Source organism: Bacillus sp. OTU2372 (genome assembly GCF_038440275.1).
Taxonomy (GTDB): domain Bacteria; phylum Bacillota; class Bacilli; order Bacillales; family Cytobacillaceae; genus Neobacillus; species Neobacillus bataviensis_B.
In genome coordinates, this window is the sequence record NZ_JASATK010000009.1 from 1 (window position 1) to 16,448 (window position 16,448).

Consider the following 16,448-nt stretch of genomic DNA (forward strand, 5'->3'; position numbering starts at 1 on the left):
CTTTTCTATTGTCCAGCTCCAGCGCTTAGGGGATCTTAGGTCTGAGCCCCTGTTCAAGGCACTTCCGCTTTTCCTATTGTTCAGAATTTTGTCTTTTGGTAGGGTGAAGGGCTTTTTCAAGCTCTTCAGCAGCAATCATCCGTTTGCCGCCGCCTGCTGTGTCCGCATAGTTTTTCCCGCTTTGACTGTTACCTTTCTCACGCTTCTGGCTCATGTTCAGTCCCCCTTCATGGTAGTCTCAATTATTAAGATGGTTGATGAGGTGACTGATTATTCATAGGAGATGAATCTAAACAGTTTGGGAGTGAAGGCGGTAATAGCCGGTTTCAATTTTTTTTGATAAATAAGGAATGACAATTTCAATGGAAGCGATTAATTTATCAAGGTCAACACCTGTTGCAATTCCCATTCTTTCGAGCATGTAAACAACGTCCTCGGTAGCAGCATTTCCTGCAGCACCCGGAGCAAACGGGCAGCCGCCCAGACCGCCAGCAGAGGTGTCAAACCGGTCAATTCCTGCTTGGAGGGCAGCTAAAATATTGGCAAGGGCGAGCTTGCGCGTATCATGAAAATGGGCGGTAATAAGAATTTCAGGGAACTCAGCTTTTAATTGGGAAAAAAGAGAAAAAGATTCATTGGGTGCTGCCATACCGATCGTATCGGCTACACTTAATTCATCAACACCAGCAAGAACAAATTCACGGCAAAGCTCTAGGGTGTTTTCGTCGCCGACTTTTCCTTCGTAAGGGCAATAGAAGGCCGTAGAAATACAGGATCGGACAAAATAATTCTTGTCTTTTAATTCACGGATAATCGGCCTTAATTCCGCCATACTGTCCCGTGTTGTTTTATTGATATTCTTTAAATTAAAGCTATTGCTTACGCCAACAAACACGGCAACTGCCTGGCATTCGGTCGAATAAACCCGATCCACTCCTCTCCGATTAGGGGCGAGAACGATGTTTCGCGTCTTCTCATCAAGACAATTCGCTGTGATTTCAGCAGCATCTCCCATTTGCGGCACCCATTTCGGTGATACGAACGAAGTCAGCTCCATTTCCTTAAGTCCGGCACTCCTCAGACTAGCAATAAATTGTTTTTTGATGTCAGTTGGGACTAATAACTTCTCATTTTGAAGCCCATCGCGCGGGCCTACTTCGATGATCGTCACTTTTTTAGGTAAATTAAACATCATTTTCCCCCTCCGATCTTCATACTTTCATTGTAGTGGTGTTATTTTCTGAAAAGCAAGAGTTAATGGAATTTTGACAAAATTAGAGGAATTTTTTTCAAAAAGTAGAATTAATAAAAGGTCAAGGGGAAGAAAAAATGTTTGGCTAATATGAAACCTAAATCAAAGGGAGAGAGAATAGGATGAAGAAAATTTGTACTTCCTTCCAGGAGGCGGTTGCTGATATCCAGGATGGGGCAACATTAATGGTCGGTGGATTTGGTTTATGCGGTATCCCAGAAAATTTGATTTTAGCCTTAGCGGAAAAAGGAGTTAAGGATTTAACCGTCATTTCCAATAACTGTGGGATTGATGAATGGGGCTTAGGACTGCTATTAAATAATAAACAAATAAAAAAAATGATAGGCTCCTATGTTGGGGAAAATAAAGAGTTTGAGAGACAGGTTCTAACAGGGGAACTGGAAGTAGAATTAACTCCTCAAGGAACATTGGCAGAAAAAATACGAGCCGGCGGTGCCGGGATTCCAGCCTTTTATACGCCTGCAGGGGTAGGGACACCAATTGCTGAGGGGAAAGATACAAAGTTGTTTAATGGCCGTGAATATCTGTTAGAAGAGGCGCTGACAGCAGATTTTAGCCTTGTTAGGGCATGGAAAGGCGATAAGATGGGAAACCTCGTTTATCACAAAACAGCCCGAAACTTTAATCCCATGATTGCAGCAGCTGGAAAAGTAACGATCGCAGAAGTGGAAGCGCTTTACGAAATAGGTGAATTAGATCCTAATTTTATTCATACACCTAGTATTTATGTTCAAACAATTATTGAAGGGAAACAGGAAAAACGGATTGAAAGATTAACTGTACAAAAATAGAGTGGGGGAAGGGAGCAAATAGCTATGGCAAATGATAAAGCCAATGTCAGAGAAAGAATTGCAATTAGAGCAGAAAAGGAAATAGAGAATGGCTTTTATGTCAATCTTGGTATCGGTATGCCAACCCTCGTTGCAAACTATATTACAGACAATAAGCAAGTAGTTTTACAATCGGAAAACGGTCTTCTCGGTATAGGCCCATATCCTCGTGAAGAAGATGTGGACCCTGATTTAATCAATGCTGGGAAAGAGACGGTCACCGCGATTAGCGGGGCAGCTTATTTTGATAGTGCTGAATCGTTTGCAATGATACGGGGGGGACATGTTAATTTGGCGATTCTCGGCGGGATGGAAGTATCGGAACAAGGGGATTTAGCCAACTGGATGATTCCAGGAAAAATGATTAAAGGGATGGGCGGTGCAATGGACCTTGTCCATGGGGCCCAGAAAATCATCGTCATTATGGAGCACGTCAATAAAAAAGGTGAATCAAAGATATTAAAACAATGCACATTGCCGCTAACCGGAAAAGGGGTTGTGAATCGAATTATCACGGAGCGTGCGGTGATGGATGTTACGGATTCTGGATTAAGACTTGTGGAAGTTGCAAGCGGGTATACAGTTGAGGAGGTTGTTAATTCAACCGAGGCCGCCTTGTTGGTAGATGAAAATGTTAAATTAGAGGCTTATTAATAGTCAAAGCAGGCTGCGAAAAGATCAGCCTGTTTTTTTATACTAAGTGTGTTTTTTGAAATGGTATAATAGAATAGGATTTTAATTATGGAGGCGTTTAGAATGAAAAAACAAAAAAGACAAACCAATCAATCTAAACCAAAAAAGGAAGATACTGCAGTAACACTCAAAGATTTGATTAATCCGGACTTAATGAAGCAGCTTAAAGAGCAGCAAGATCAGCTAAAGGCTGAAGAAGATAGAATAAAAGCAGAGGAAGAACAAAAGAAACGGGAAGAACGAAGATTAAAAGAAAAGAACAAATCATTTGAGGAACTACTAAACGAGAGTGGTATGAACTGGAAGGAATTTAAATAGACAGGAGAGCGAAAGCTCCCCCTGTTTATCTGTGTTCCCTATATACACTAGGCTTTGTAACCTCTTTAATGAACAACACTTCCTCTTTGGTCAGAGGGTTACTTCTTATCGCAGCAGCATTACTCCTAATCTGTTCTGGGCTGCTCGCTCCAACAACAACCGAAGCCACAGCAGGGGTTGCTAAATTATATTGTAGAGCGACCTCTGTAAATGACCGAGCAGAAGCGACTTTTTCTTTTAAACCAGGCAAAATTTCTGATAAGTCTTCGTAACTGTAATCCAGATAGCCTTTTTCAGTTGCCTTGCTTAGCAGCTTATCGCTTAGCAGCCCTTTAGCAAGCGGTCCGCGTGTCACAACGCTTATCCCATGTTCATGTAAAAGTGGTAAAGCTTCTTCTTCTGGTCGTCGGTCTAATATGCTGTATTGCATCATAACGGACACGATACTAGATTTTTTTATATATTCGCGGATGACATTGGGTCGAATAGATGAGATGCCATAGCAGCGAATAAATCCTTCTGCTTTTAATTCTTCAAAAGCTTCAATCGTTTCTTCAATGGGGTCTTCAATCGTTCCACCATGTAGTTGGTATAAATCGATATAGTCAGTTCCTAGACGCTTTAAACTGTTTTTTACTTCTTCCTTAATATAAGCTTTAGATGGATCCCAGGTCCAACCGGTTTTATCCGGGTTCGGACGATTTCCGACCTTAGTTGCAAGAATGACCTGCTCACGGACAGGTTTTAAAGCCTGGCCGACAATTCTTTCATTTTTACCAAAATCATAGAGGTCAGCGGTATCAAAATAATTAATCCCTTCTTCAAGTGCCGCCTCGACAATCTTTCTGGCTGCTTTTTCCTCTGTGCCGATGGACATACAGCCGAGCCCCAATTCCGTAACATACAAATCTGAATGACCTAGTTTCCTTTTTTTCAAAAGTATCCCCCCTGTCCTTTCTCTACAATTTTATTAAAGAAAAGGGCAGACTACAAATCGAAGCTACTTTTTTTGTGAAATATCCCGAACCCATTCACTGACTAATACATAATCCTTGTTATATTCCTTTAACTTCTGCAGGATTTCCCAGGCCTTGCCAACAAGAGTGATTCCTTGCTCATGGATATAGACTTTCATTACCTACTCCTCCAATTAAAGTATGGTAAAATGTATGCGTATGTCTTTACGGAATAGAACAGGAGTTGACGGTAATGGACAACCTAACAGAAAAAACAATTAAGAGTGAAGAAATATTTTCAGGGAAGATCATCAGTCTGCATTTGCAAGATGTGGAGCTGCCAAATGGAAAGCATTCGAAGCGTGAAATCATCAAACACCCGGGGGCTGTAGCGGTTATAGCTGTTACCGACGAAAATAAAGTGGTTATGGTGGAACAATATCGGAAAGCATTAGAAAGAACGATTGTGGAAATCCCCGCTGGTAAACTCGAAAAAGGAGAAGAGCCTGAAATCTGTGCGCGGAGAGAATTAGAGGAAGAAACTGGCTATGAATGCAGCAGTTTGGAATTATTAACATCTTTCTATACATCTCCGGGTTTTGCAGATGAAATTGTCCATGTGTATGTAGCAAAAGGGCTAACAAAAAAAGAGGATGCGGCAGGTCTTGACGAAGATGAGTTTGTTAATCTTGAGGAATTAACTCTTGAAGAAGCATTAAAATATGTAACAGAACAAAAGATTTTTGATGCAAAAACAATATTCGCTGTTCAGTACTTACAATTACAAGAGGCGTTGAAACATAAATGAATCGCTATTATGTAGATTTACACATTCATATTGGCCGGACTTGGACAGGTAAGCCGGTTAAAATCACGGGTGCTAAATCACTGACATTTACCAATATTATTGAACATGCCCGGCATGAAAAGGGACTAAATATGGTGGGAATCATTGACAGTCATTCACCCGAAGTAATTTTGGAAATGGAAAGCCTTATACAAAGCGGGGAAATAAGCGAGCATCAAGACGGTGGTTTAATTTTTGGGGATTTAACAGTTATTCCCGGCTCTGAATTGGAAATATATGATGAACAATCAAATGGTCCCATTCATCTGCTTATGTTTTTTCCAAATCTTACGGTTATGCGGGAGTTTTCTTCTTGGCTTTCCGGCCATTTGAAAAATATTCAACTCAGTTCTCAACGGATTTATGTGACAGGTCTGGTGTTACAAAAAAAGGTCAAAGACTTAGGGGGCATTTTCATTCCAGCCCATGTGTTTACCCCCTTCAAAAGTTTATATGGCAAAGGGGTTAATAAATCGCTCACAGAGGTTCTAAATCCGGATTTAATTGATGGGATTGAACTAGGGCTCAGCTCAGACACACACATGGCAGACCGATTAGCAGAGCTTCACAAATATACATTTGTAACCAACTCCGATGCCCACTCCCTAGCAAAAATCGCACGAGAATATCAAGTGATTGCCATGAAAGAGCCAACATTTTTAGAATTGCAAAAAGCGTTAAAAGGGGAAGACGGCCGCCATATCATTGCCAATTATGGTCTTGACCCATTATTAGGTAAATATCATAAAACTGTTTGTGCGGAATGTCTAAACCCGTTAAACCATGATGATCAACTATGTGATCAATGTGGAAAAAATAAAGTTATTAAAGGTGTAGCAGATCGAATTCTAGAGTTAAAGACAGCGGATACCAGCCCCCCAGGGCGCCCGCCATATGTTCATCAAGTGCCGCTTGAGTTTATTCCTGGCTTAGGGCCACGGTTGTTAGAGAAGCTGGTTAATCATTTTGGCAGTGAAATGGCCATTTTACATGAAGTTCCATACGAGACATTAACAGAAGTAGTACCTGCTAAAATTGCTGAGTTCATTATGAAAGCAAGAGAAGGTAATGTAACTCTTGCAGCCGGAGGCGGCGGCAAATATGGGAAAATTGCAGACTAAAATACAATTCATACCCGGCAGCCAGTTTGCCGGGATTTTTCATGGTTGATGACTTTTCTTTTTTCTAATCCTACTAAAATTTTTTTCGTCATAGAAAAACTAGACTAGCATAGACTTTACTAATCGACCTTTCGCAGTAGGAGGAAATTAAAAATGAAAAAACGATTGTACCAGTCAGATGCCGCCAGTTATTTTCGTGAACATTCCTCAATCTTCTTATTTATTGTTATCTTATTTTTAATGGGGGTAATCTTTGGGGCTATTGTCGTAAATAGCATGAGCATTACCCAGAAGGAAGATTTATTCTATTATTTATCGCAATTTTTTGGTCAAGTTTCCGATGGAACAGTAACAGATGACAACGATTTATTTTTGCAAAGCTTTTACCACAACAGTAAATTTATTGGCCTTATGTGGATTCTAGGAATCTCTATTATAGGCCTTCCTATAATATTAATACTTTTATTCCTTAAAGGAATGGTTGTAGGTTTTACGGTGGGATTTTTAGTTAGTCAGATGGGATGGAAAGGCTTTCTGCTAGCCTTTGCCTCCATTCTTCCTCAGAATCTGATTATCATTCCTGTGTTTATATTGATGTCAGCATTCTCAGTCATTTTTTCAATGAGAATGATTAAACGGCAATTTATGAAGAAATATGCTCAGCCAATTATGCCATTTTTTAAACGTTATATTGTTGCCTTAATCGCAGCCGTATTATTCATTTCAGCTGCTTCAGGAGTAGAAGCGTATTTGTCTCCTTGGTTAATGAAAAGCATCATAAGTTCAATATCATTAAAATAATTATTAGTTAATATTAATTATTGTATCTTATTTATAATAATTTTATTTTGAATCTCCTTGACCATCTGTTATAATGGAAACTAACAGTGGCGAGGGAGGGCCTTCAGGATGGAAACTAGAATTGAGAGAATTAAGAAACAGTTGCATTCAGCGAGTTATAAATTAACTCCCCAGCGTGAAGCAACCGTTCGAGTTTTGTTAGAGAATGAAGAGGATCATTTAAGTGCGGAAGATGTGTACCTCCTAGTAAAAGAAAAATCGCCTGAGATTGGTTTAGCAACTGTTTATCGAACATTGGAATTGCTAACGGAATTAAAAATTGTCGATAAAATAAATTTTGGTGATGGAGTCTCACGATATGATCTTCGTCAGGAAGGTGCAGCCCATTTTCACCATCATCTTGTATGTATTGAATGCGGAGCTGTTGATGAAATTCAAGAGGATTTGCTAGAAGATGTAGAAGCCGTTGTTGAGCGCAGATGGAACTTTAAAATAAAAGACCACCGCTTAACCTTTCATGGTATCTGTCACCGCTGCTTGGATAAGAATAAGGATGAGGAAACAGAATAATATGAAACTGAAAGTCCCTTTCAATGAAAAGGACTTTTTTCTTTTTTGTCAGATCGAAGCAGGTATATATTTTGTCCATTTTGGCATACCTTTTAATAGAAATTAGTATTGGGGGATGAAAGAATGGTCTCTTTTCTTAAAGTGGCGCTCCAGACATTAAAGGTATTTATCATTTTCACCGGGTGCACGATTCTCTTTTATTATGGTATCATGTGGGTATCTGAAGAATATCAAAATTATCATCGCTATGATGAACCGGAAGGATCTGCGCTAAAGGTATCAAATGCAGTGAAAGAAGACAGTTCATCTGTAATAGACCGGCTGATGTTGTTTTACTTAAATGGGGAGTAATCGTGATGGAAAACCAGTTAAAAGCTTTTTTGGATTATTTAATAGTAGAAAAAGGTTTAGCAAAGAATACGATTATTTCGTATGACCGGGATTTGAAAAGCTACCTTCATTATTTAAAAAGTGTGGAAGTCATTCAATCTTTAAATGAAATTCAGCGTATTCATATTCTTCATTTTTTGAATTTTTTAAAGGACCAAGGGAAGTCCTCCAAAACGGTGGCAAGACATATTGCCTCTATTCGGGCGTTTCATCAGTTTTTATTAAGAGAAAAGGCGGTAGACCAAGACCCCTCTGTTTTAATAGAAACGCCGAAACTTGATCGGGCACTTCCTAAGGTTTTGGGTTTAGTTGAAGTAGAGAAACTACTTAATACTCCTAATCTAAATGATCACTTTGGTATAAGAGACAAGGCCATGTTAGAGCTCCTATATGCAACAGGAATCCGTGTAAGTGAATTAATAGCTTTAGAAATAGACGATGTTCATTTAACACTCGGGTTTATCCGGTGTATTGGAACAGGTAACAGGGAGCGGATTATTCCGATAGGAAAAACTGCATTAGCAGCAATTAAGCACTATTTTGAAAACGGCAGACCTCATTTTGTTACAGAGAAGCACAAGGATGATGCACTGTTCTTAAATCATCAGGGGCATCGGTTAACGAGACAGGGTTTTTGGAAAATATTAAAAAAACTGGCACAAGAAGCAGGAATTGATAAAGAGCTTACCCCTCATATCCTTCGCCATTCTTTTGCTACACATTTGCTTGAAAATGGTGCCGATTTAAGAGCTGTTCAAGAGATGTTAGGACATACCAATATTTCGTCTACAGAAATATATACCACTGTTTCGAAATCAAGAATCAAGGATGTCTACAGTAAATTTCATCCACGAGCTTAATAGAATGATAGCCTAAAATACATTCACAAAAGTGTAAAAAGTCGTCCTGAATTTTGACGGCTTTTTTCTTGTGTTTTCAGAAACTTAGAGTAAAATAAAGATGTCAGACTTCTGACGAGTGATTTAATTCAATCACTTTCATAAACCTATTTTTATGAGGACAACCTATAGCTGTCTGATTCTTATTTGCAAACGTTTTCTATGTCGAGGAGGTAGTAGTGTATGACTGCAAATACATACAAACGTATATTTATCATTGTAATGGATTCTGTTGGGATTGGGGAAGCACCTGATGCTGAGAAGTTTGGAGACAAAGGGGCCGACACATTTGGTCATATTGCTGAAAGAATGAACGGTCTGAATATGCCGAATATGGAAAAATTAGGATTAAGCAATATTCGTGAAATTAAAGGAATCACTAAAGCAGAAAAACCATTAGCCTTTTTTACAAAAATGAAGGAGGCTTCAAATGGAAAAGATACCATGACTGGACATTGGGAAATTATGGGTCTTAATATTCAAACACCTTTTCGTGTGTTCCCAGAAGGATTTCCAGACGAGCTTGTAACAGAACTAGAAAAACGAACAGGAAGAAAGATTATTGGAAATAAACCTGCAAGCGGAACCGAAATATTAGATGAGCTTGGCGAAGAACATATAAAAACAGGGGCATTGATTGTCTATACTTCTGCAGATTCTGTTCTGCAAATTGCTGCTCATGAAGAAATTGTCCCACTTGAAGAGTTGTATAACATCTGTAAAATTGCTCGTGAATTGACACTTGATGAAAAATACATGGTTGGTCGTGTGATTGCCCGCCCATTTCTAGGTGAACCAGGCAGCTTTAAGCGTACGCCAAATCGTCATGATTATGCCTTGAAACCTTTTGATAGAACAGTAATGAGTGAGTTAAAGGACGCAGGATTTGATGTAATTGCGATTGGAAAGATTTCTGATATTTATGACGGCGAAGGGGTAACAAAATCTCTTAGAACGGTATCCAATATGGATGGTATGGATAAGCTTGTGGAAACCTTTGATATGGATTTCAATGGTATTAGCTTTTTAAATTTGGTTGATTTTGATGCATTATACGGCCATCGCCGTGACCCAGAAGGATATGGAAAGGCACTTGAGGAATACGATGCCCGCCTGCCCGAAGTGTTTGCAAAGATGAAAGATGATGATTTGTTAATGATCACAGCCGACCACGGAAATGACCCTATTGCCCCAGGAACAGACCATACACGTGAATATGTCCCATTACTTGTCTATTCTAAGAGTATGAACGGCGGCAAAGAACTTCCATTAAGGGAAACATTCGCAGACCTTGGTGCGACAGTTGCTGACAACTTCAATGTAAAGATGCCTAACTATGGCAAAAGCTTCTTACAGGAATTGAAATAAGGAGAGTGATAAAAATGAATATGGAAAGCATTCAAAATGCAGCTCAATTTTTAAAAGAAAAATATCAAACAACACCAAAAGTAGGTCTTATTCTAGGTTCAGGTCTTGGTGTACTAGCGGAGGAAATAGAAAATCCCGTTAAAACACCTTACAACCAAATCCCTGATTTCCCAATTTCAACCGTGGAAGGCCATGCTGGACAACTAGTTTTCGGTCAGTTAAATGGGGTTGAGGTTGTAGCGATGCAAGGCAGATTCCATTTCTATGAAGGTTACAGTATGGATAAAGTAACATTCCCCGTTCGTGTTATGAAAGAAATAGGTGTTGAAATGTTAATTGTCACCAACGCTGCCGGAGGGGTGAATGAAAGCTTTTCCCCTGGCGATTTAATGATCATAACAGACCATATTAATAATATGGGGACGAATCCATTGGTAGGACCAAATGATTCTAATTTAGGTGTACGTTTCCCTGATCTTTCAGAAGCTTATTCCAAGGAATTACGGAGAATTGCAAGAGAGATTGCCGATCGGTTAAACCTAAATATCAAAGAAGGGGTATACTTTGGAAACCCTGGTCCGGTTTATGAAACACCGGCAGAAATCCGAATGGTTCGTATTTTAGGTGGGGATGCGGTAGGGATGTCCACTGTTCCTGAGGTCATTGTGGCTCGTCACAGTGGGATGAAAGTTCTTGGTATTTCCTGTATTTCTAACATGGCAGCAGGTATCCTTGATCAGCCATTAACCCATAATGAAGTCATTGAAACAACAGAAAAAGTGAAAGCCGACTTCCTTTTATATATTAAAGAAATTGTTAAAGGGATTGGTCAGTAACCAGAACGCTCCCTCTAAAAAAGTGCTTCTAAACGAATATAAAAAAATGTGGTGATATTAATGAGAATGGTTGACTTAATAGAGAAAAAAAGAGATGGGCAAGAATTATCAACAGAAGAAATTAAATTTATTATAAACGGCTACACGGATGGATCAATCCCCGATTATCAGGTTAGTGCTTTAACAATGGCTATCTATTTCAAGGGTATGACAGAAAAGGAGAGAGCCGATTTAACCATGGCAATGGTTCAATCGGGTGATCAAATCGATTTATCACAAATTGAAGGAATTAAGGTCGATAAGCACTCCACAGGGGGAGTTGGTGACACAACCACTCTTGTTCTTGGTCCGCTTGTAGCCGCAGTCGGAGTGCCAATTGCAAAAATGTCCGGACGTGGTTTAGGCCACACCGGTGGAACCATTGACAAGTTAGAAGCAGTTAAAGGATTCCATGTTGAAATTAAAAATGAAGAATTTATCGATTTAGTTAATAAAAATAAAATTGCGGTTATTGGTCAGAGTGGAAACTTAACCCCTGCTGACAAAAAACTATATGCACTGCGGGATGTTACCGCTACTGTCGATAGTATTCCGCTCATTGCAAGCTCGATTATGAGTAAAAAAATTGCCGCTGGGGCCGATGCCATTGTCCTAGATGTTAAAACAGGTGCCGGTGCCTTTATGAAGACATTGGAAGATTCTAAAGAATTAGCAAAAGCAATGGTACGAATCGGAAATAATGTTGGCAGAAAGACAATGGCGGTTATTTCGGATATGAGCCAGCCGCTTGGATATGCCATTGGGAATGCCCTTGAAGTAAAAGAAGCGATTGATACCTTAAAGGGAGAGGGCCCAGAGGATCTAACAGAGCTCTGTTTAACCCTTGGCAGCCACATGGTTTACTTAGCAGAAAAGGCAAGCTCTTTAGAAGAGGCTCGTCAAAAGCTTGAGAATGCAATTAGAGACGGTTCTGCATTAGAGAAATTAAAAGTCTTTTTGAGTTCTCAAGGTGGAGATGAATCGATCGTTGATAACCCTTCTAAAATGCCACAAGCAAAATATACGTTTGAACTAGAAGCGAAAGAAGATGGCTATGTAGCTGAAATAGTGGCCGATGAAGTGGGAACGGCAGCTATGATCCTCGGTGCGGGGCGAGCCACAAAAGAATCTACGATTGATTTAGCTGTTGGCCTTGTTTTGCGAAAGAAAATCGGTGATCAAGTGAAAAAAGGGGAATCCCTCGTAACTATTTACAGCAACTTTGAGAATGTCGACGAAGTAAAAGAGAAGCTTTATGAAAATATCAAGATTTCAACCGCTAAAATCGAGGCTCCGATCCTTATCCACGGCGAAATAACAGAATAAAACGAAAGGGTGACAGGCACTTTGTGGTAATTTCACATGGTGCCTGTCACCCTTTTCCATTTTAATAGCTTAATTAATTTGGAATTATAGGAAATAATTGTATAAAGTAAGTTGATTTGGAAAAAATGGAGATTATAAAGAATGGAGGGTTATGCGAATGAAACGATTTGTCTCTTTCATAGTGACATCTTTTTTACTAACTAGTTTATGGATTCCATCTGCATTTGCTGCTGAAGAGAAAAAGAATACTGATATTGTCAGCAATGTTAAATCCGCTATTTTAATTGAACGAGATACAGGCACAGTCTTATACGAAAAAAATAGTAACGAAGAGCTGCCGCCTGCGAGTATGACAAAAATTATGACGATGCTCCTCATTATGGAGGCAATTGACGAAGGCAAACTATCCTGGAATGAAAAAGTACGAACAAGTGAGTATGCAGCCTCTATGGGCGGCTCACAAATTTTCCTTGAACCAGGCGAAGAAATGACGACTAAGGAAATGTTAAGAGGAATTGCCATTGGATCAGGAAACGATGCCTCCGTGGCCATGGCAGAAAGAATAGCAGGTTCCGAAGATGCGTTTGTCGATATGATGAACGCTAAAGCCAAAGAGCTGGGATTAAAGCATACATTCTTTAAAAATACTACCGGGCTTCCGGTCAGCGGTCATTATAGCACAGCAGCTGATATGGCTATTATGGCAAAAGAACTGCTTAAATATGAAGGTATCACTAAATTTACAGGCATGTACGAAGCATACCTTCGTGAAAATACCGATAAAAAATTCTGGCTGGTTAATACCAATAAATTAGTACGCTTTTATCCTGGAGTAGACGGATTAAAAACCGGTTTTACTGCCGAGGCAAAATATTGCCTGACAGCAACAGCCCAAAAAGATGGAATGCGTGTTATTGCAGTTGTTTTTGGTGCACCGACTTCTAAGGAAAGAAATGCACAAGTAACGAAATTGCTTAACTATGCCTTTGCCCAATATCAAACACATCCAATGTTTAAAAGAAATCAGACCATTGGTTTGGCCAAAGTAAGCAAGGGTAAGGAAAAGAAAATAGAAGCAGTTACTAGTGAACCGATTTCCATCCTAACGAAAAAGGGTGAAAAAATACAGGATGTTAAGCAAAAAGTCATCCTTCAAAAAAATCTGAAGGCTCCTATTACAAAGGGCGATCAGGTTGGAAAAATTGAATTGATTAAAAATGGAAAAGTAATTCTTGAAAGTCCATTAGTCGCCAGCAAGAGCGTGAAAGAAGCAGGCTGGTGGACACTTTATAAACGTGCATTTGGAATGTTTACAAAGTCTGGAAAGTAAATGATTGTTAAACTATATGAAATTACTGTTTAACAACACTTGTCGAAACTTCAAACTACAATACTAATTTTAGCGAAATAGGACTAGTTTTGTATGTATAGAAGGATATTTTCACTGAAAAAGCGAATTGACTCACTATACCAGATTAAGGAGGACGGGAATAGTGAGTCTTAACATTGAAATGGAAACAAAACACGATGTTTTATGTATTCGCTTAAGTGGGGAGTTAGATCATCACACAGCGGATGACCTTCGTGAACAAGCCACAGCTGTTATAGAAAAAAATAATATTCGCCATATTGTTTTAAATTTAGAACAACTCTCTTTTATGGATAGTTCTGGATTAGGAGTTATTTTAGGAAGATACAAACAAATAAAGCAAGTGCACGGTGAAATGGTGGTATGTGCGATTTCCCCTGCAATACAAAGATTATTCGATATGTCTGGTTTATTCAAAATCATCAAAATGGAACCGACTGAGGAATTTGCATTGCAAAGATTGGGGGTGGCCTGAGTGAAGAATGAAATGAATCTTCAATTCAGTGCTTTAAGTCAAAATGAGTCGTTTGCCCGTGTTACCGTCGCTGCTTTTATTGCCCAGCTTGATCCAACCATGGATGAGCTAACCGAGATTAAAACGGTCGTTTCTGAGGCCGTAACAAATGCGATTATTCATGGTTATGAAAATGATCCTAGCGGGATCGTTTATATTCAGGTAACGATTGAGGAAAGTCTGATTGATATGACAATTAAAGATGTTGGTTTAGGTATAGCAGATGTGGAGGAAGCTCGTCAGCCATTGTTTACAACAAAGCCGGATTTGGAACGTTCCGGTATGGGATTCACCATCATGGAAAATTTCATGGATGAGGTAGAGGTTCATTCACAGCCAGGCAGCGGAACCGAGGTTAGATTAAGGAAGCATTTAAAACTTAACAAAATGCTTTGCAATTAAGGAGACTTGCCGATGGATGTGGAGGTCAAGAACGATAAAAGTCAAACATACTTAAAAGATCATGAAGTAAAAGAGCTCATTAAAAAGAGCCAAGCTGGAGATCAAGAATCTAGAGATTTAATCGTTGAAAAAAATATGCGTCTTGTTTGGTCTGTTGTCCAGCGGTTTCTTAATAGGGGTTATGACCCGGATGACTTATTCCAAATTGGTTGTATTGGATTATTAAAATCGGTTGATAAGTTTGACCTATCCTATGATGTCAAATTTTCCACTTATGCAGTACCAATGATTATTGGTGAAATCCAACGTTTTATCCGTGATGACGGGACTGTCAAAGTCAGTCGTTCACTGAAAGAAATGGGGAACAGAATCCGAAAAGCGAAGGATGAATTATCCAAAACGCTTGGAAGGATTCCGACTGTAAATGAGATTTCAGCTCATTTGGAACTTTCACCGGAGGATGTAATCCTTGCCCAAGAAGCAAGCAGGACACCGTCATCCATTCATGAGACAGTATATGAAAACGACGGTGATCCAATCACTTTACTAGACCAAATAGATGACGGTAATGAAGGAAAATGGTTTGATAAGATTGCATTAAAAGAAGCGATTCGCGAGCTTGATGAACGGGAAAGACTGATTGTTTATTTGCGGTATTATAAAGACCAAACCCAATCTGAAGTGGCCGTTAGGCTGGGGATTTCCCAGGTACAGGTTTCACGGCTTGAGAAGAAGATATTACAGCAAATGAAGGACCGCATGGATCTCTGATCCATGCGGTTTTTCATTTGCTTACATGAAAGGACCGAAGATTATCCATACTATTGATGTGGAAATCATTGTGTGGGAAGTGAATGTTTTGGAAAAAACAATCTACATCCGCATGCGGCATCGAGTTCATGTCCGGCCAGAGGAGAAGATCTACTTAAAGGATGTTGCCCAGATTATTGCCCCAGAAGCGGTCCTGTTGAAATTACAATCAATAATGATATATCAAGTAACGGAGAAGGATCGGAATATAATCGTTATAGATGTAATGGAGGTAATCAAGAAGATAACGAGTACATTTAAGGAAGCTGAAGTTCAATCCATTGGTCCAGCACAGACTATAGTGGAAGTAGTTTTTAAGAAAAAAAAGGTTTCATTGCCTATTTTTATCCTTATATGGTTTTTATTGTTTTTTGGTTCTGCTATGACAATTATGAATTTCCATGATGATGTAAGTATGCAAAGCGTTCAGGAAAAAATATATACCATCATTACGGAAAAAAAGGCAGTAAAACCATTGCTTTTCCAAATCCCTTATTCTATTGGTCTTGGCCTTGGAATGATTCTCTTTTTTAATCATGTGTTCAAACACCGTTTAAATGAAGAACCCAGTCCACTTGAAGTCGAAATCTTTAATTACCAGCTTGATTTAGATAATTACGTAGTTATCCATGAAAATAAGGAAAGTATGAAGCATATTGATGACGATTAAAATCCTAGCAGTTATCTTTATAGGTCTTGCAAGTGGATTAATGGTAGGCGCTGGTTTTGTTGCATTTTTAACTGTACTTGGGATTATCCCTAGACTGACACAACTTTCCAAATCAATGAAAATGATTCCTTTATACGAATGGGCTGTAGTGTTGGGAGTGCTAGTCGGGGTGTTTGCAAGCTTAAGGGACCCTGCATTGCATGTCTCTGCCTATTTTTTAATCCCCTTAGGACTTACAGGTGGGGTATTTGTAGGAATGCTGGCGGCAGGGTTAACTGAAGTAGTAAATGTGTTTCCGATCCTCGCTAAAAGGATCCGGCTAGATGGACAAATAATCATTCTAATCATGGCAATCGTGTTAGGGAAAATTTTTGGATCGATTTTTCAGTGGCTTTATTTTATCAATCATTAAAAAA

22 protein-coding genes are annotated in these 16,448 nt (G+C 39.3%); 18 read left to right on the forward strand and 4 right to left on the reverse strand.

Features of this window, described 5'->3' with window-relative positions; genetic code table 11:
* Positions 1 to 73: 73 nt before the first annotated feature.
* Both AAHB15_RS15355 and AAHB15_RS15360 read right to left on the reverse strand, forming a co-directional pair.
* Positions 74 to 214, reverse strand: coding sequence for a hypothetical protein (locus AAHB15_RS15355; protein ID WP_176541399.1), 141 nt, complete (start codon positions 212 to 214; stop codon positions 74 to 76).
* Positions 215 to 289: 75 nt separating this feature from the next.
* Positions 290 to 1,195, reverse strand: coding sequence for a hydroxymethylglutaryl-CoA lyase (locus AAHB15_RS15360; RefSeq protein WP_335572402.1), 906 nt, complete (start codon positions 1,193 to 1,195; stop codon positions 290 to 292).
* A gap of 179 nt (positions 1,196 to 1,374) precedes the next feature.
* Between AAHB15_RS15360 and AAHB15_RS15365 the strand changes: the two genes are divergently transcribed.
* The 3 genes from AAHB15_RS15365 (at position 1,375) to AAHB15_RS15375 (ending at position 3,114) form a co-directional block, all read left to right on the forward strand.
* Positions 1,375 to 2,064 (forward strand): CoA transferase subunit A, encoded by a 690-nt coding sequence (locus AAHB15_RS15365; protein ID WP_098532460.1) that lies wholly within the window; start codon positions 1,375 to 1,377, stop codon positions 2,062 to 2,064.
* Positions 2,065 to 2,088: 24 nt separating this feature from the next.
* Complete coding sequence (locus tag AAHB15_RS15370; RefSeq protein WP_342042756.1) at positions 2,089 to 2,757, forward strand: CoA transferase subunit B; 669 nt, start codon at positions 2,089 to 2,091, stop codon at positions 2,755 to 2,757.
* A gap of 102 nt (positions 2,758 to 2,859) precedes the next feature.
* Positions 2,860 to 3,114, forward strand: a complete 255-nt coding sequence (locus AAHB15_RS15375; RefSeq protein WP_098533100.1) for a YqkE family protein — start codon at positions 2,860 to 2,862, stop codon at positions 3,112 to 3,114.
* A gap of 25 nt (positions 3,115 to 3,139) precedes the next feature.
* Here the strand turns inward: AAHB15_RS15375 and AAHB15_RS15380 are convergent, their stop codons facing one another.
* Together AAHB15_RS15380 and mciZ are read right to left on the reverse strand one after the other, a co-directional pair.
* The gene (locus AAHB15_RS15380; protein ID WP_335572404.1) at positions 3,140 to 4,051 is read right to left on the reverse strand and encodes an aldo/keto reductase; all 912 of its coding nucleotides are present in this window, start codon (positions 4,049 to 4,051) and stop codon (positions 3,140 to 3,142) included.
* Between the two features lie 63 nt (positions 4,052 to 4,114).
* Entirely contained in the window at positions 4,115 to 4,249 is a 135-nt protein-coding gene (gene mciZ, locus AAHB15_RS15385) for a Z-ring formation inhibitor MciZ (RefSeq protein ID WP_098533096.1), read from the reverse strand.
* Between the two features lie 74 nt (positions 4,250 to 4,323).
* Between mciZ and AAHB15_RS15390 the strand changes: the two genes are divergently transcribed.
* From AAHB15_RS15390 to AAHB15_RS15460, 15 genes are all read left to right on the forward strand, one after another.
* Complete coding sequence (locus AAHB15_RS15390) at positions 4,324 to 4,878, forward strand: NUDIX hydrolase (protein WP_144563053.1); 555 nt, start codon at positions 4,324 to 4,326, stop codon at positions 4,876 to 4,878.
* A complete protein-coding gene (locus AAHB15_RS15395) occupies positions 4,875 to 6,038 on the forward strand; it encodes an endonuclease Q family protein (protein ID WP_342042757.1) in 1,164 nt (387 codons plus the stop codon). Before AAHB15_RS15390 ends, AAHB15_RS15395 begins: the two co-directional genes overlap by 4 nt.
* A gap of 153 nt (positions 6,039 to 6,191) precedes the next feature.
* Positions 6,192 to 6,839: a stage II sporulation protein M gene (gene spoIIM / locus AAHB15_RS15400; RefSeq protein WP_335572406.1), complete on the forward strand. Its 648-nt coding sequence runs from the start codon at positions 6,192 to 6,194 to the stop codon at positions 6,837 to 6,839.
* Positions 6,840 to 6,947: 108 nt separating this feature from the next.
* Positions 6,948 to 7,409: a ferric iron uptake transcriptional regulator gene (fur, locus tag AAHB15_RS15405; RefSeq protein ID WP_098533088.1), complete on the forward strand. Its 462-nt coding sequence runs from the start codon at positions 6,948 to 6,950 to the stop codon at positions 7,407 to 7,409.
* A 123-nt stretch (positions 7,410 to 7,532) separates the two neighbouring features.
* Positions 7,533 to 7,760 carry a YqzK family protein gene (locus AAHB15_RS15410; protein WP_098533086.1) on the forward strand — a complete coding sequence of 76 codons (228 nt, stop codon included), beginning with the start codon at positions 7,533 to 7,535 and terminating at the stop codon, positions 7,758 to 7,760.
* Between the two features lie 5 nt (positions 7,761 to 7,765).
* Entirely contained in the window at positions 7,766 to 8,659 is an 894-nt protein-coding gene (gene xerD / locus AAHB15_RS15415; protein WP_335572407.1) for a site-specific tyrosine recombinase XerD, read from the forward strand.
* Positions 8,660 to 8,881: 222 nt separating this feature from the next.
* Positions 8,882 to 10,066, forward strand: a complete 1,185-nt coding sequence (gene deoB / locus AAHB15_RS15420) for a phosphopentomutase (RefSeq protein WP_342042758.1) — start codon at positions 8,882 to 8,884, stop codon at positions 10,064 to 10,066.
* A 14-nt stretch (positions 10,067 to 10,080) separates the two neighbouring features.
* A complete protein-coding gene (locus tag AAHB15_RS15425; RefSeq protein ID WP_342042759.1) occupies positions 10,081 to 10,902 on the forward strand; it encodes a purine-nucleoside phosphorylase in 822 nt (273 codons plus the stop codon).
* 60 nt (positions 10,903 to 10,962) lie between these two features.
* A complete protein-coding gene (locus AAHB15_RS15430) occupies positions 10,963 to 12,267 on the forward strand; it encodes a pyrimidine-nucleoside phosphorylase (RefSeq protein ID WP_335572410.1) in 1,305 nt (434 codons plus the stop codon).
* 157 nt (positions 12,268 to 12,424) lie between these two features.
* Positions 12,425 to 13,597 (forward strand): D-alanyl-D-alanine carboxypeptidase family protein, encoded by a 1,173-nt coding sequence (locus AAHB15_RS15435; RefSeq protein WP_342042760.1) that lies wholly within the window; start codon positions 12,425 to 12,427, stop codon positions 13,595 to 13,597.
* 163 nt (positions 13,598 to 13,760) lie between these two features.
* Complete coding sequence (gene spoIIAA / locus AAHB15_RS15440) at positions 13,761 to 14,111, forward strand: anti-sigma F factor antagonist (RefSeq protein WP_098533076.1); 351 nt, start codon at positions 13,761 to 13,763, stop codon at positions 14,109 to 14,111.
* The gene (gene spoIIAB / locus AAHB15_RS15445; RefSeq protein WP_144563045.1) at positions 14,112 to 14,552 is read left to right on the forward strand and encodes an anti-sigma F factor; all 441 of its coding nucleotides are present in this window, start codon (positions 14,112 to 14,114) and stop codon (positions 14,550 to 14,552) included.
* 12 nt (positions 14,553 to 14,564) lie between these two features.
* The gene (sigF, locus tag AAHB15_RS15450) at positions 14,565 to 15,323 is read left to right on the forward strand and encodes an RNA polymerase sporulation sigma factor SigF (protein WP_098533072.1); all 759 of its coding nucleotides are present in this window, start codon (positions 14,565 to 14,567) and stop codon (positions 15,321 to 15,323) included.
* A gap of 88 nt (positions 15,324 to 15,411) precedes the next feature.
* Complete coding sequence (locus tag AAHB15_RS15455) at positions 15,412 to 16,032, forward strand: stage V sporulation protein AA (RefSeq protein WP_335572428.1); 621 nt, start codon at positions 15,412 to 15,414, stop codon at positions 16,030 to 16,032.
* Positions 16,022 to 16,444: a stage V sporulation protein AB gene (locus AAHB15_RS15460; RefSeq protein WP_335572412.1), complete on the forward strand. Its 423-nt coding sequence runs from the start codon at positions 16,022 to 16,024 to the stop codon at positions 16,442 to 16,444. The genes AAHB15_RS15455 and AAHB15_RS15460 overlap by 11 nt, the downstream gene beginning before the upstream one ends.
* Positions 16,445 to 16,448: the final 4 nt, after the last annotated feature.